Here is a 13,363-nt window from a genome sequence, read left to right as displayed (position 1 = left end):
CACATCCTTCGCGTACGGCGCGATCTCCTTCTCGGACAGACCACGGATCGCCGCCCGCAACTCCTGATGCTCCGCAGGGAGCTGGAACAGGTCGAAATCGGGATTACCCGCCATTAACGATCTCCTTTGACCAGTGCTGGAAAGCCGGGATGTCCCGGCGATTCTATCCCCACCACCAGCCGATCGGTTATCAACGGGTAACCGGACGCGCGTCACACGACGGCGTCTGCGCAGGTCACGCCGAGGCGCTCAGCCCCGCGAACGAGACGTAGGGCGTGCTCGCGGCGCACACCTTCCAGGTCCCCGACGTGCGGTCGAGGGTGAAGCGCACCGACGTGGCCGCCTTGGGGTTGCGCTTCGCCGTCCGGGCGTCGACGGTGACCCGGCCCAGGTTGTTGGCGACGGTGGCGGCGCGCGGCCGAGCGACGGTGATCCGCCCGTCGACCGTGCGGGTCTCCGCGGAGATCGCGGTGAGGATCTTCGGGTGATACAGCAGGTCGTCGGCGAAGAAGCCACAGGACAGCTGCTTGACCCGCGCGGTGTCGCCGGCGGCGATCGCGTCGAGCTGCGCCTGGATCGCCGACACCATCCCCCGCACTTGACCGGGCGTCCCCTTGACCGGTGCGTAGCCGGGTGCGGCTTGCGCCGTCCCCGAAAGGCCGACGACGGCGACGCCGGCGGCGGCCACCACCACGGTGATCATCTGTCGCTTCACACCCACTCACCTCTCCCGCCACCTGCGTTACGCGGCCAGTGTAGTCGAGACCACTCCTCGCACACGATCGAGTCCGCCCCGCATGTCCCTGCATACCGGGGCGAGCACCCGCATATGGGACAGACACGCCGATGCGAGAGAGGTCGCGATGTGGATTCCTACTCCAGCAGGCGCCTGCGCAGAACCTCGTCCTTGTCCAGCACCATCTTCTCGAGGCTCGCCTGGAACGCGGCGATCCGCTCCCGCAGTGCGGGGTCGGCGGTGCCCAGGATCCGGACCGCCAGCAGTCCCGCGTTGCGAGCGCCGCCGATGGACACCGTCGCCACCGGGATCCCGGCGGGCATCTGCACGATCGACAGCAGCGAGTCCATGCCGTCCAGGTACTTCAGCGGCACCGGCACGCCGATCACCGGCAGCGTGGTCGCCGACGCGACCATGCCGGGCAGGTGCGCCGCTCCCCCGGCACCTGCGATGACCACCTCGATCCCGCGGCCGGCGGCATCGCGCGCATAGTCGAGCATCCGCTGCGGGGTCCGGTGCGCCGACACGACGCCCACCTCGAAGCGGATGCCGAACTCGGCGAGCGCCTCGGCCGCGGCCTCCATCGTCGGCCAGTCCGAGTCGCTACCCATGATCAGGCCCACGCGGGGGCCGGTCTGCTCAGCCATGCTCACTCCATGCCATGTTCGTTCCAACCGTCGGTCCATTCGGCGGTCGCCATCCAGTGCGCCGCCCGCTCGGCGCGCTCCCGCACCGCCGCCACGTAGTCGGCGAACGCGGACCCGTCCGACGCCCCGCCCGGATCACCGATCGGCCCGCCGACGATGTTGACATGGCCCACCTTGCGGTCCGGCCGCTCGTCCTTGCCGTACAGATGCACCTTCGCATCGGGCATGCGCGCCATGAGGTGGTGCAGCCGCTCGTCGAGCGGCATCTCCGGCGCGACCTCGGCACCCAGGATGTTGGCCATCACCGTCACCGGCGCGCGCGCCGCCGTATCGCCCAGCGGGTAGTCCAGCACGGCCCGCAGATGCTGCTCGAACTGGCTGGTCACGCAGCCGTCCATCGACCAGTGCCCCGAGTTGTGCGGACGCATCGCCAGCTCGTTGACGATCAGCTCCCCATCGGCGGTCTCGAACAGCTCCACGGCCATCACGCCCACCACGCCCAGCTCGCGGCTCAGCTCCAACGCGAGCGCCTCGGCCCGGCCGGCGGCGGCATCGGCCAGGCCGGGCGCCGGCGCGATCACCACCGCGCACTGCCCGTGCCGCTGCACCGTCTCGACCACCGGCCAGGTCGCGCCCTGGCCGAACGGGGAGCGCGCGACCATCGCCGACAGCTCCCGCGCCAGCGCCACCCGACGCTCCGCGAGCAGCGGGACCCCGGCGTCGAGCTGCTCGGCCGCCACCGTCAGCGCCTCGTCGAGGGTGCGCGGCAGCCACACGCCGCGGCCGTCGTAGCCGCCCCGGATCGCCTTCAGCACCACCTGGCCGTCGACCTGCGCCCAGAACGCCTCGACGTCCGCCACCGCCGTGACCTCGACGAACTCGGGCACGGGCGCACCCAGCTGCGTCAGACGCCGCCGCATCGCAAGCTTGTCCTGCGCATACACCAGTGCCTGCGGGGGCGGGTTGACGGTGACGCCCTCCGACTGCAGCGCCAGCAGGTGCTCGGTCGGCACGCCCTCGTGGTCGAACGTCACAGCATGTGACCCGTGCGCGGCGCGGCGAAGGTCGTCGAGGTTGTGATGCGAGCCGAGCACCACGTCGGCGCACACCTGCGCCGCGGGGTCCGACGGTGTCTCGGCCAGCACCCGCAGGCTCTGGCCGAGCGCGATGGCGGCCTGATGCGTCATGCGGGCGAGCTGCCCGCCGCCGATCATCGTCACCGTGGGCCGGCCGGCTCTCGGGATGTCCCGCCCGGCCGCCGGCACGTCCCGTCTGGAGTCGCTCACCGTCCCATCTTGGCAGGCGTCGGACGCCGACCCCGCGGGCCCCGGGGGCCGAATCCGCGGGGCCGGCACCCGACTCCGCCGTTGCCGCGCCCCAGGGCGACCACGTCACACCGTCCGGGGTACCCTTCTGGATTCGGATAGACTGCCGCGCGTGGCTTTCATCGAGGCGATCCTGGATCGCACCCCCGGTCCCCTACGCGGCGTGGTGATGCAACATCACGAGCTGATCAAGTTCGCCATCGTCGGTGCCACCACCTGCGTGTTCGACGCCGTGATCTTCTACACCCTCACCCTGACGGTGCTGGCGGACAAGCCCACGGTGGCCAAGATCTTCTCCGGCGTGTGCGCGGTGATCCTGTCGTACATCCTCAACCGCGAGTGGAGCTTCAAGAACCGCGGCGGCCGTGAGCGGCACCACGAGGCGCTGCTGTTCTTCTTCATCTCGGCGGTCGGCGTCATCATCGGCGCGGCCCCGATCTGGCTGGCCAACAACCTGTTCGGCATGCGGCAGCACGACTCGCACATCACATTGATCGTGGTCGACTTCGTGCTCAACTACATCGTCGGCAACCTGCTACAGATGATCTTCCGGTTCTGGGCCCTGCGCCGCTGGGCGTTCCCCGACGACATGAGCGGCGCCCCCGAGGCCGAGCAGATCCTCGTCGACGAAACGTCGTAGGTGCGCCGCCGGATCCTGCTGTCCACGATCGCGGTCGTAGCGATCACGGGGCTGCTGCTCGGGATCCCGCTGACCTTCTACGCGTGGCGCTGGGTGGACGACGCGGCCCGCACCGACCTGCAGCACCGGTTGCAGCGGATCGGCACCGAGCTGGTCGCCCAGGAGAACCCGAACGGCCGGCTCACCACCCCGCTCAAGGTCGATTCGCTCCGCCTACTGATCCCCGAGGACGGCCGCCTCGTCCTGGAGTACCCGGACGAGTCCGGCGTGGTCCACCACGTCGAGTTCGGGGAACGCACCAACAACCCGGTCGCCGAATCGATGAACCTGGGCACCGCCGGCCAGGTCCGCCTCGAGCAGTCGCGGGACCACGTCCGCGACCAGCAGTGGCAGATGCTCACCATCGTGTCGACGATGGTGGCGCTGTCGATCGCGGCCGGCGTCGTGGTGGCGGCGATGACCGCCAGCCGACTCGCCGATCCCGTCCTCGACGTCGCCGAGCGGGCCGAGCGCATCGCCCGCGGCGATTTCCGGCCCGAGCCGCGCCGGCACGGCATCGAGGAGCTCGACCGAGTCTCCGACGTGCTCGATGCAGCGACCAGCGAGATCGCCGAGCGGCTGCAGCGGGAGCGGCAGATCGTGGGCGAGGTGTCCCACCAGCTGCGCAGCCGTCTGACCGCGATCCGCATCCGGCTCGACGAGCTGTCGATGCATGACGACCCCGAGGTCGTGGCCGAGGCCAACGCCGCCCTCGACCAGGTGGACCGGCTCACCTCTGCGCTCACCGACATGGTCGCGGCCGCCCGCGCTGCACAGCCGCCGGGTGCCCGCGCCGCGGTCGACGTCTCAGCCGAGCTGCGTCCCCTGGTCGACGACTTCCGGCTCGCGTTCACCCGTGCCGGCCGGCGACTGGTGCTCATCTCCGAGGGCACCTTGGCCGACCCGATCCTGGCCTGGGTGACCCGCGCACGGCTGCGTGAGGCCGTGTCCGTGCTGATCGACAACGCCCTGCACCACGGCGGCGGCACGACCGTCGTCACCGTCGGGACCGCGGGCGCGGGCGCCGCGCCCACCGTCCGCGTGACGGTGTCCGACGAGGGTCCCGGCGTCTCCGACGCCGACGCACAGAGGATCTTCACGCGTGGATACTCTGCGCACGGCAGCTCGGGGGTGGGGCTGGCACTGGCCCGAACGTTCATCGAGGGCGACGGCGGCCGGCTGCAGCTGCAGAGCCGTCGCCCGCCCACCTTCGCGGTGTTCATCCCGGCGGCGACCCCGGAGACCCGGGAGTCGTCCGCGGAGTTCTCGTCCGAGCCGCGCTGATCCGGCCGACACCGTGCGGGCGGCACCGACCGGCCGATCGGGTACGACCTACTCCGGGTCGAAGCGGAAACCCACGCCGCGGACGGTGACGATACGGCGGGCGCGGTTGCCCGCGACCTCGTCGCCGATCTTGCGACGCAGCCACGAGATGTGCATGTCGAGCGTCTTCGACCCGCGCAGATCGGAGTCGCCCCACACCTCGGCGAGGATCTCCTCGCGCGAGAGCAGTTCGCCGGCGCGCTCCATGAGGAAGCGCAGCAGCTCGAACTCCTTGTTCGCCAGCGCCACATCCTCACCGTCGACGGTGACGCGGCGCGCCCGGGTGTCGATCTTGATGCCCGACACGTCCAGAGCATTGCCGGCGGGCTGATGTCGGCGCATGAGCGCGCGCGTGCGCGCCATCAGCTCGGCGAGCCGGAACGGCTTGCCCACGTAGTCGTCGGCGCCGGCGTCGAGGCCGACCACGAAGTCGACCTCGTCGGTGCGGGCCGTGAGCATGAGCACGGAGATCCCGGGGCGCGCGGCTCGGACCTCCCGACACACGTCGAGCCCGTCCATCTCCGGCAGTCCGAGGTCGAGGATGAGCAGCGAGAAGTCGCCGCCTATCGCCTTGTCGCGGGCCTGCGGCCCGGTGGCGGCGACGGTGACCTCGTACCCCTCACGCGTGAGCGCGCGGGCCAGGGGCGAGGCGATCGCTTCGTCGTCCTCGGCGAGCAGTACTCGGGGCATCGGCCCACCATAATCGACCGGTCTGGCAAGTCCCTGGCCGCCGCCGCGCCCGGTGCTACCGGCGCCGTCTGCGGCGGCCGCGGGCGCCCTCGCCGTACCCGCCCTCGCCGAACCCGGGGTCGTACCCGCCCTCGCCGAACCCGGGGTCGTACTCGACCCGGTCGTACGCGTCGTCGTCCCGGTCCCGGCCGCCCGACATGCCCTCCCGATACAGCAGCCCGTGCACGGCGCTGATCCGCGGGATGTCGTCGAACTCGAGCGGATCCTCGCTCGCCGACTCGATCCTCAGCACCCCGCAGCGCAGCACGCGGTCGAGCAGCCCCTGCCGGTACTCGACGGAGTTGATACGCCGCAGCGGGATGTCGATCCCCGCGCGCCGGACGACCCCCCGGCGGAACACGACCCGCCGGTCCGTCACGGCGAAATGGGTCGAGCCCCACGCGATCCAGGGCCGGAGCGTCGCCCACACCACGACGATCACCCACACCACCAGCACCGCGGCCTCGGCGACGACGCGGGCGTTGTCGCTCTCCACCGACCGCCACACGATGCCACCCAACACGCCGGCGGCCGCCGACGCGAACAGCAGGGCCAGGACCGGCACGACCAGGCGCTTGACATGCGGGTGCGTGTGTAGCAGCAACTCCTCGCCGTCGACGAGCGAACTCTCCGGGAATCCCACACGCCCAGTGTAGGAACCCGAACTCCACCCGCTGGTGCGGTCTACTCAGGCGGGCCGCAGGTGCGTGACATCGCCGGCCGAGAGGGAGTGGTCACCGTCGTCGGCGCGCACCACGACCCGCCCCTCGGTGTCCACGTCGACCGCGGTACCGGCGAGCACGCCACCGTCGGGCAGCGCGACGGTCACCGCGCGCCCGACGGTGTCGCACACCGCCAGGTAGGCCGCCCGGGCCGCGGCGGGGTCATCAGCCCACAGGGTGAGCGCGCGGTCCAGCTCGGTGAGGTAGGCGACGGCGAGCCGCGTGCGATCGGGCGCCTCGGCGCCGGCCAACGCCAGCGACGTGGCGGTCGGCACCGGCAACTGCTCCTCCGTGAGCGTCGCGTTGAGGCCCATCCCGATCACGGCGACCATCTCGCCGCCGGTCGCGGGCACCACCAGCTCGGCGAGGATCCCGGCGCCCTTGCCGGAGCGGCCGCCGCGCCCGCCGTCGAGCAGCAGGTCGTTCGGCCACTTCAGCGACGCGGCCACGCCCGTCACCGCGCGCACCGCCGCCGTCCCGGTCGCCAGGGGGAGCCACCCCAGGCGATGGGCCGCCCGCTCGGGCACGCCGACGGTGACGGAGATCGCCAGCTGCGTGCCGGCCGGGGCGGACCACGGACGGGCGTGTCGGCCGCGGCCGGCCGTCTGCAGGTCGGCGATGAGCACGCGCCCGGCCGCCTCGCCGGCCCGGATACCGTCGGCGAGGTCGACGTTGGTCGAGCCCGTCGACGCGACGACGGTGACGTCCCGCCAGCGCGGCGGCAGGACGGCGGCGATGGCGGTGCGGTCGGGCAGCATGCCGGTGTTCTCGGGCAGCATCGAGCCTCCATGGGACGGTTCCACGAGTCGTGTCCCGGGCAACGATAGTGGCCGGTCGCCGATTGGTTATAGTCCGACCATGACGAGTGCCACCACCACCTCCGGGAGCGGGACGGGCGCCGACGGCGCCGAGCCGAGCATCCACACCACCGCCGGAAAGCTCGCGGACTTCCGCAAACGCGACGGCGAGGCGCTGGCGCCGATGGGTGAGGCGGCGATCGAGCGGGTCCATGAACGTGGCAAGCTCACCGCCCGCGAGCGGGTACTGGCGCTGCTCGACGAGGGCTCGTTCGTGGAGCTCGACAAGCTGGCGAAGCACCGCAGCACCAACTTCGGCATGCAGGCCAACCGGCCCACCGGCGACGGCGTCGTGACCGGCTACGGCACCATCGACGGCCGCGAGGTGTGCGTCTTCAGCCAGGACGCCACGGTGTTCGGCGGCTCGCTCGGCGAGGTGTACGGCGAGAAGATCACCAAGGTCATGGACCTGGCGGTCAAGACCGGCCGCCCGCTGATCGGCATCAACGACGGTGCCGGCGCCCGGATCCAGGAGGGCGTCGTCTCGCTGGCCCTGTACTCACAGATCTTCTTCCGCAACACCCAGGCGTCGGGCGTCATCCCGCAGATCTCGATCATCATGGGCGCGGCCGCGGGCGGCCATGTGTACTCCCCCGCGCTCACCGACTTCGTGGTGATGGTCGATAAGACCAGCCAGATGTTCATCACCGGCCCGGACGTGATCAAGACCGTCACCGGCGAGGACGTCACGCAGGAGGAGTTGGGCGGCGCGTCCACCCACATGGCCAAGTCGGGTGTGGCGCACTACGTCGCGTCCGGCGAACAGGACGCCCTCGACTACGTGCGCGACCTGGTGAGCTACCTGCCGTCCAACAACCGCGCCGAGTCACCGCGGTTCCCCGCCTCCGACCCGTTGACCGGGTCGATCGCCGAATCCGTGACCGCGGAGGACCTCGAGCTCGACACGCTGATCCCGGACTCCGCGAACCAGCCGTACGACATGCACGAGGTGATCCGCCGGATCCTCGACGACGACGAGTTCCTCGAGATCCAGGCCGGGCGCGCGCAGAACATCATCTGCGGCTTCGGTCGCGTCGACGGCCGCAGCGTCGGCATCGTCGCCAACCAGCCCACCCAGTTCGCGGGGTGTCTCGACATCAACGCGTCGGAGAAGGCCGCGCGCTTCGTGCGGTTCTGCGACGCGTTCAACATCCCGATCATCACGCTGGTCGACGTTCCGGGCTTCCTGCCCGGCACCGATCAGGAATACAACGGCATCATCCGGCACGGCGCCAAGCTGCTGTACGCCTACGGCGAGGCCACCGTCCCCAAGATCACCATCGTGACCCGCAAGGCCTACGGCGGCGCCTACTGCGTGATGGGCAGCAAGGACATGGGCGCCGACGTCAACCTCGCGTGGCCCACCGCGCAGTTCGCGGTGATGGGCGCCTCGGGCGCGGTCGGCTTCGTGTATCGCAAGGAGCTCAAGGAGGCCGCGCGCAACGGCGACGACGTCGACGCCCTCCGCCTGCAGCTGCAGCAGGAGTACGAGGACACGCTGGTCAACCCGTACGTCGCCGCCGAGCGTGGGTATGTCGACTCCGTGATCCCGCCCTCGCACACGCGCGGTCACATCGTCACCGCCCTCAACATGCTGGAGCGCAAGATGGTCGCGACGCTCCCCAAGAAGCACGGGAACATCCCGCTGTGAGCGCCGGAGAACAGTCCACCGGCGGCAGCGGCGACCAGGCCGTCGACGCCGCGGCCACCGAGACGCTCAAGCTCGCGAACGCGATCCGGTTCGTCCACGGCAATCCGTCGGATGCGGACGTCGCGGCCATCGTGACGGTCCTCGCCGCCGCCTCGTCGGGGACGGCGTCGGGCCCGGTCGCCCCGAAGGACGGCTGGGCGCCGACCCGCGACAAGATGCGGCCGCAGTACTTCAACGGCCCCAACACCTACACCAGCCTGACGCCGCTGTTCTTCACCGGCGGCCGCTAGCGACGTGGAGGTCGTACTCGCCTCGGCCTCACCCGCGCGCCTGGCCGTGCTGCGCGCGGCTGGTGTGGAGCCGACGGTGTCGGTGTCGCGCGTCGATGAGGACGCGGTACTCGCCGCGCTCGGGCCGCGGGTGGGCCACGAGGAGGCGGTGGTCGCGCTGGCGCGCGCCAAGGCCGAGGACGTGGCGACCTCAGTTCCCGGCCCGGCCGTCGTGATCGGCTGCGACTCGATGCTGTCGATCGGCGGCGAGCTGGTGGGCAAGCCGCACACCGTCGACGTCGCACGCGAGCGCTGGCGCGCGATGGCGGGCTGTGACGGGCGACTGCTCACGGGTCACTGCGTGCTGCTGGTCGAGGACCGCGCGGTGATCGCGTCCGCGGCCGGCACCGGCACCACGACGCTCCGGTTCGCGTCACCGTCGACGGCGGAGCTCGAGGCGTACCTGGCGTCCGGCGAGCCGCTCGAGGTGGCAGGCGCGTTCACCCTCGACGGGCTGGGCGGCTGGTTCATCGAGAACGTCGACGGTGCCCCCAGCTCGGTGATCGGCATCTCGCTGCCGCTCACCCGTGCGCTGCTCCGCGAGCTCGGCGTGGACATCGCAGCGCTGTGGGCGGGCCCCCGATCCGGCTCCGCACGTGCTGATTATCCTTCGAATTACTGATTAAGCGCCCTATTTCGACAACCCGGGTGACAACCCCCTCCGGGCAGGCGATCGCGTGGGCTCCGCGAGTTCCGCTGGCGAAAGCGCAGCTCAGCCGGAATCTGTATACTCAGCAAGCCGTTCGACGACGGCCGCCGCAACCGGCCACACCGCGACACGCGCACGGAATAACTCACCCCCGTCGCAGCGTTCAACGGTAGTGCAGCCCGCGAACGGCGCCGGCGTAGGGCAGTGCGGAGATGAGGCCATGACCGACGAGACCATGACCGACGAGACCACGATCGACGAGACCACGATCGACGAGATCCGCCCGGTAGCCCCCTCGGAGGCGGGTTTCCTCAGTCCCGCGCCCACCACCTGCGCGTATGAGTCCACCCTGGTGGGGCGGCTCGACGTCGACGCCCTAGCGACCTCGTTCGCCGCGCTCCGCTGGCACCACCCCGCCCTCGATGCGTCCGCGCGACCCGGCGATGCCGGATGGGTGTTCGTCTCCGCCGACCGCGGTGACGACGGTGTCTGCGCGAGCGGAGCACCGTTCACCGTCGAGACCGTGGCCGAGCTACCCGAACCCGCCCCCGCGCCCGTCGTCGACCCGAGCCGGTCCCTTGCCGCCCTGTCCGTCGTCACCAGCGGCGACCGGCACCGCGTCACGCTGGCCTTCAACCACGCTGCGGCCGATGCGGGCACCGTGATCGGCCTGTTCGACGAGCTCTGGTCCGGCTACGCGCAGGCGCTGGCCACCGGCAGCGTCGCCGACCTCCCGCCGGTGGAGTTCCCGCGGTCCGCCGAGGGGCTGATCGCCGCCCGCGGGATCCGCGTGGGCACCGACTCCGGGCGCGAACGGGTCGAGGGCGTCCGATGGTATGGCGCGATGCCGGTCGGCACGTCGACCGGGCCATGTCTCCCCGACGTGACGTCGCTCCGCTTCTCACCCGAGGTGACGGCCCGCTTCGCGCGGGCCGCCGAGGATCACGGGATGAGCGCTCTGCTCAGCGGCGTCCTGCTGTCCGCCGAGCGCGCGGGGTTCGTCGACGAACCCGCCGACCTGCCGATCCGCGTCGGCGCCCTGACCCTGGTCGACATGCGGCGCAGGCTGGGCGAGCCCGTGGATCCGACGTCCGTGACCAACCTGGTCGCGGCGTCGTTCGCCGCCGTCGACCTCACCACGGCACCGACCTCGGATCCCGCCGCGGCCGTGGCCGCCGCGATCGCGGTGGGCGCCGAGGTCGCGGGAAACATCCGGCCGGACCTGCAGGCGGGCCGCTGCCTCGCCGCCATGGTCGGACCGACCGAGCCGGGGCCGGCCGTGCAGGAGGCGGCCGAGCAGACGCCGATCGCACCTGCCGAGCCGGCGATCACGCTCAGCAACCTCGGGATCTTGCATATCGACCTGCCGGACGGCCTCGTCTACGAGGATCTACGCCCCCGTATGACCCTCGACTCGGCGTTCCTGCACATCCCCCCCGACGCCGGCCTGCCCCGGCTGCCCGCCCCGGTCGCCACCATCTACCAGGCGTTCACGGTGGCCGGGCGGCTCGCCGTGGAGGCGCTGACGCTGGGCGGCGCGACAAGCCCGCAGGCCCGCGCCGCGATTGCCGACCGCATCACATTCCTCGTGGGGGCTGCCGCTGAGTATGCCCTTCCGGCCCAGAAGTAATACGGTGGACGAAATTACACTTCCAGGAGCCTGCACTATGCACATCCATCGCGCGCTCACCTTCTCGGAGGCCTCGTTCGTCGCGCCGGCCTCGCGCGAGACGATCGGCGCATCGGTGGAGCTGCGCGGCGGCATGGACACCGCCGCCCTGCAGGCTGCGTTCTCCGCGCTTCTGGTCGAGTATCCCGTGCTCGCGGCCCGGGTCGTCGACATCGCGGGCCGGCCGCACTTCGTCGCCGGTGACCCGTCGGTCGCGGGCTCCGCCGGGTTCATGCACCGCACCGAGCCGTGGGCGGGCTACGCACAGGTCCCGCCGCCGTTCGTCGGCTCGGCGCAGCTCGCGGCCCTGGCCCTCACCTCCGACGGCACCCGACACCGCTGCACGCTCTGGGCGAGCCATTCGGCCACCGACGGCAGCGGCCTCATGGCCATCACCGTGCGGCTGTTCGAGTTCTTCACCGTGCTCGCCACCGGGCGGGACCCGGAGGTCGCCGTGGCCACCGACTTCCCCGTCGCACCCGACCAGCTGATGGCCGAGCGTGGCTACCTTCCCGCCGCGGTCGGCTATGACGAGCGGCTCGGCGAGACGTCGTGGAGCGGCGCGGTGGCATCCGCACCCGGGGACCCGACCGCCCCCGACGCAGACGACGTGCTGCGCATCCGCCTCGGGGAGGCGACCACCCGCGCGGTCGGCGACCGCGCCCACGCGCTCGGAGTGTCGGTCAACTCGCTGGTCAGCGGGATGATCGCCGAGGCGGAGCTCGCCGAGTCCGGCGGTGGCGCGCTCGCCCTCCTGACGCCGGTCGACTTCCGCGGCCGCCTCGACCCACCGATCCCGCTGCGCTCCGTCACGGCCCTCGTCGGCTTCTCGTTCGTGTCCACGGCCGAGGCCGGACCGGCGCCGACCGCCGCGGAGATCGCGCGGGTGGTCGGCGACCGCATCCGCGCCGATATGCGCGACGGCACCATCCTGCGCGCGGCGGTCAGCCCCATGCCCGATCCCGCCACGCGGCGGTTCGGGCCGCCGGTCCTGATCAGCAACGTCGGCGAGTTCCCGCTGCTCGCCACGCCGCCTGGACTCGAGATGCACGACTTCCAGTCGCAGATCGTCCGCTCCGCCGAAGGGATGCGCCGGTACGCCGCAGGCTGGCACGGTGTCGGCGCTGCGCCGGTCCCGCTCGGCTCGAGCTACCTCCTGTCGACGTTCGACGGCCGCCTGTCGATCGAGATGCGGGTGCTGCCCGAGACGCTCGACGCGGCCACTCGGGCGCGCATCCTGCGCCGCATCGAGTCCGCTGCCACCGAGCTGTGCACCGAGCTCACCACCACCGGGGTGGCCGGCGGTTCGCGGGGTGCGGCGTGACGAACGCCAGCGCGGTCCCCGTCGCCGACACCGAGTCGCCGCCCGCTCCCCCGTTCTCGCTCGCGGTGGATGTGGTATTGCAGCTGGGCGTGTACTTCGCGCTGCACTCCCTGCTGCACACCACCCAGCTGCTGGCGCTGGTCACCGCGACCGCCCTGTGCGCGCTGCGGATCGTCGCGCGCTGGGTCAAGCGCCGCAGCGTCGACTCGCTCGAGGTACTCGCCCTCACGCTGTTCGGCGCGTCCATCGCCGCCGCCGCGGTGTCCGGCAGCCCGCGCGTGATCCTCGTCGTCGGCACGTTCATGGGGGCCCTGCTGTTCGTCGCCCTTACCGGCGCGCTACTGCTCGACCGCCGCCAGGCCGCCCCCGTCGTGATGCGTCTCACCGTCCGCGGCCACGAGGGCAGGGCTCAGATGTGGAACGATCGAGTCGCACTCGACCCACGCGCCCGTCGGTCGCTGCATCGGGTCGACCCGCTGTGGATCACGGGGGTCGGGGTCAGCACCGGCGCGTCCGTCGCGGCCGCGCTGTGGCTTCCGCTGGACCTCGCCGTCGTCGCCTGCCAGGCGATCCCACTGCTGGTCTCGGCGGTCGTGCTGCTCGCGACCTGGCTGCTGCTCGCACCGCTGCGCACCGCTCCGCCGTGCCCCACCGCGGCCCCCCGAACCGCGCCCACCGAACCGACGTCGACGCACGAAAGGCAGAACCAACTGTGAAGGTCTG

At 71.6% G+C, this 13,363-nt stretch carries 14 protein-coding genes; 8 read left to right on the top strand and 6 right to left on the bottom strand.

What is annotated here, in order from left to right; translation table 11 throughout:
• Positions 1–235: 235 nt before the first annotated feature.
• From ABD908_RS17785 to ABD908_RS17775, 3 genes are all read right to left on the bottom strand, one after another.
• A complete protein-coding gene (locus tag ABD908_RS17785) occupies positions 236–715 on the bottom strand; it encodes an Rv0361 family membrane protein (RefSeq protein ID WP_344998379.1) in 480 nt (159 codons plus the stop codon).
• A 158-nt stretch (positions 716–873) separates the two neighbouring features.
• Entirely contained in the window at positions 874–1,383 is a 510-nt protein-coding gene (purE, locus tag ABD908_RS17780; RefSeq protein WP_344998377.1) for a 5-(carboxyamino)imidazole ribonucleotide mutase, read from the bottom strand.
• Between the two features lie 2 nt (positions 1,384–1,385).
• On the bottom strand, positions 1,386–2,669 hold the full coding sequence (locus tag ABD908_RS17775) for a 5-(carboxyamino)imidazole ribonucleotide synthase (protein ID WP_344998375.1): 1,284 nt from the start codon (positions 2,667–2,669) through the stop codon (positions 1,386–1,388).
• A 151-nt stretch (positions 2,670–2,820) separates the two neighbouring features.
• On the opposite strand from ABD908_RS17775, the gene ABD908_RS17770 reads away from it, so the two are divergent.
• Both ABD908_RS17770 and ABD908_RS17765 read left to right on the top strand, forming a co-directional pair.
• Positions 2,821–3,348, top strand: a complete 528-nt coding sequence (locus tag ABD908_RS17770; RefSeq protein ID WP_344998373.1) for a GtrA family protein — start codon at positions 2,821–2,823, stop codon at positions 3,346–3,348.
• Positions 3,349–4,671, top strand: a complete 1,323-nt coding sequence (locus tag ABD908_RS17765; RefSeq protein ID WP_344998371.1) for a sensor histidine kinase — start codon at positions 3,349–3,351, stop codon at positions 4,669–4,671.
• 48 nt (positions 4,672–4,719) lie between these two features.
• Here ABD908_RS17765 and ABD908_RS17760 read toward each other — a convergent pair whose 3' ends face one another.
• The 3 genes from ABD908_RS17760 to ABD908_RS17750 are packed head-to-tail and all read right to left on the bottom strand — an operon-like array spanning position 4,720 to position 6,940.
• Positions 4,720–5,400 (bottom strand): response regulator transcription factor, encoded by a 681-nt coding sequence (locus ABD908_RS17760; RefSeq protein ID WP_344998369.1) that lies wholly within the window; start codon positions 5,398–5,400, stop codon positions 4,720–4,722.
• Between the two features lie 55 nt (positions 5,401–5,455).
• Complete coding sequence (locus ABD908_RS17755; protein ID WP_344998367.1) at positions 5,456–6,082, bottom strand: PH domain-containing protein; 627 nt, start codon at positions 6,080–6,082, stop codon at positions 5,456–5,458.
• A gap of 45 nt (positions 6,083–6,127) precedes the next feature.
• The gene (locus ABD908_RS17750) at positions 6,128–6,940 is read right to left on the bottom strand and encodes a biotin--[acetyl-CoA-carboxylase] ligase (protein WP_344998365.1); all 813 of its coding nucleotides are present in this window, start codon (positions 6,938–6,940) and stop codon (positions 6,128–6,130) included.
• 79 nt (positions 6,941–7,019) lie between these two features.
• Here ABD908_RS17750 and ABD908_RS17745 point away from each other — a divergent pair, with 79 nt between their 5' ends.
• The 6 genes from ABD908_RS17745 to ABD908_RS17720 all read left to right on the top strand — a co-directional run bounded on the left by ABD908_RS17745 (position 7,020) and on the right by ABD908_RS17720 (position 13,356).
• Entirely contained in the window at positions 7,020–8,669 is a 1,650-nt protein-coding gene (locus ABD908_RS17745; RefSeq protein ID WP_344998363.1) for an acyl-CoA carboxylase subunit beta, read from the top strand.
• Positions 8,666–8,959, top strand: coding sequence for an acyl-CoA carboxylase subunit epsilon (locus ABD908_RS17740; protein ID WP_344998361.1), 294 nt, complete (start codon positions 8,666–8,668; stop codon positions 8,957–8,959). The genes ABD908_RS17745 and ABD908_RS17740 overlap by 4 nt, the downstream gene beginning before the upstream one ends.
• Before the next feature lie 4 nt (positions 8,960–8,963).
• Positions 8,964–9,620, top strand: a complete 657-nt coding sequence (locus ABD908_RS17735) for a Maf family protein (RefSeq protein WP_344998359.1) — start codon at positions 8,964–8,966, stop codon at positions 9,618–9,620.
• 247 nt (positions 9,621–9,867) lie between these two features.
• The gene (locus tag ABD908_RS17730) at positions 9,868–11,277 is read left to right on the top strand and encodes a phthiocerol/phthiodiolone dimycocerosyl transferase family protein (RefSeq protein ID WP_344998357.1); all 1,410 of its coding nucleotides are present in this window, start codon (positions 9,868–9,870) and stop codon (positions 11,275–11,277) included.
• A gap of 37 nt (positions 11,278–11,314) precedes the next feature.
• Entirely contained in the window at positions 11,315–12,640 is a 1,326-nt protein-coding gene (locus ABD908_RS17725; protein ID WP_344998355.1) for a phthiocerol/phthiodiolone dimycocerosyl transferase family protein, read from the top strand.
• Entirely contained in the window at positions 12,637–13,356 is a 720-nt protein-coding gene (locus ABD908_RS17720) for a VC0807 family protein (RefSeq protein ID WP_344998352.1), read from the top strand. The genes ABD908_RS17725 and ABD908_RS17720 overlap by 4 nt, the downstream gene beginning before the upstream one ends.
• Positions 13,357–13,363: the final 7 nt, after the last annotated feature.

It is taken from the genome of Tsukamurella soli (assembly GCF_039541155.1).
Taxonomy (GTDB): Bacteria; Actinomycetota; Actinomycetes; order Mycobacteriales; family Mycobacteriaceae; genus Tsukamurella; species Tsukamurella soli.
The sequence above is the reverse complement of the archived record's forward strand: the minus strand, read 5'-3'. Positions and strand labels throughout refer to the sequence as shown.

Bases quoted from the DNA above. Each gene is read 5' to 3' on its own strand.
- ABD908_RS17750 (WP_344998365.1), bottom strand. From the start codon at position 6,940: ATGCTGCCCGAGAACACCGGCATGCTGCCCGACCGCACCGCCATCGCC.
- purE (WP_344998377.1), bottom strand. From the start codon at position 1,383: ATGGCTGAGCAGACCGGCCCCCGCGTGGGCCTGATCATGGGTAGCGAC.
- ABD908_RS17725 (WP_344998355.1), top strand. From the start codon at position 11,315: ATGCACATCCATCGCGCGCTCACCTTCTCGGAGGCCTCGTTCGTCGCG.
- ABD908_RS17745 (WP_344998363.1), top strand. From the start codon at position 7,020: ATGACGAGTGCCACCACCACCTCCGGGAGCGGGACGGGCGCCGACGGC.
- ABD908_RS17760 (WP_344998369.1), bottom strand. From the start codon at position 5,400: ATGCCCCGAGTACTGCTCGCCGAGGACGACGAAGCGATCGCCTCGCCC.
- ABD908_RS17730 (WP_344998357.1), top strand. From the start codon at position 9,868: ATGACCGACGAGACCATGACCGACGAGACCACGATCGACGAGACCACG.